Raw genomic sequence first — 1,007 nt, 5'->3', positions numbered from 1 at the left:
TGTCAGCTCTTTGATTGACTCCGGCAAAAACGCACTATCAAAACCAGCAATTGGAACATGCACTTCCGCCACTTCGATGTTATTCAAAGTTGCGACACGAGATCCCGACGTCACAAACTGACCCACACCGACATCACGCTCGACCACTAAAGCATCGTATGGCGCAACCACTCGGCAGTTTTCCAAGTCGCGATTTGCACGTTTGAGAGCGGCTTGAGCAGACTTCACTTGCGCTTGCGCGCTAAGCACCTGAGGTTTACGCAAGTACAGATCGGTTACTTGCTTGTCGCTAAGTTTCTTCGCTTGGCGTTTCGCCACTTCCGCTTTTGCTTGTTCTTCAATTAACGATGCTCGAGCACTAGCCAGACCCGCTTCAGCTTGAAGTACGGCCGCTTCATAATTATCGCTTTCTATCGTGAATAACACTTCCCCACGCTTCACGATGCCACCGGTTACAAAATTAGGGTGCCAACTGATCACTTCACCGCTGACTTGAGCAGAAAGGTGTGTTTTTTCGAATGGAACCAATTCGCCATGGCTGGTAATCACGACTTTATGGTCAGTAGGAAAAAGAGAAGAGGCTCGAACTGTGGGTTCGGTTATGGTTTCTTTTGTTGACTCTTTCTCCGGTGCTGTCGCTGCAATCGCGGCATATCCAGCGTAAGATCCGCCGACGACAACGAAGGGTAAAAGCCAACGTACTATGGGTTTTGCTAACATCAAAAATCCTTTTTTATTGTTGTATTCAGCCGAATGCTCGTGTTGGTTTTTCAACCTAAATGCGACATCAAAAAGCATAATGCTCAATGAGTTAGCAAGTACTCCCTGTGAGCAATCGGTGAGTTCATTGCATCTGAAATAGACGAAGATATTTGTACTTCTGTAGCGACTAACAACATGGTGTGTGGCCGTTACATCATTCAACTAACTTGAAACGAAATCATGCAGTTCAAGGCTAGGAGCCCGTGTTCGTTGCCTGCTTGCTTAGACCAATTTCAAGTAAAGTA

General features: G+C 46.5%; 1 protein-coding gene. It reads right to left on the bottom strand.

From position 1 onward, the window contains the following. A partial coding sequence (locus R7035_RS26145) for an efflux RND transporter periplasmic adaptor subunit (RefSeq protein ID WP_318146441.1) occupies nucleotides 1-720 on the bottom strand: 720 nt, incomplete at its 3' end. Nucleotides 721-1,007: the final 287 nt, after the last annotated feature.

Source organism: Vibrio sp. 1731, assembly GCF_033339955.1.
GTDB lineage: Bacteria > Pseudomonadota > Gammaproteobacteria > Enterobacterales > Vibrionaceae > Vibrio > Vibrio alginolyticus.
Note: the sequence above shows the minus strand (reverse complement) of the source record. Positions and strands in the feature narration are given on the sequence as shown.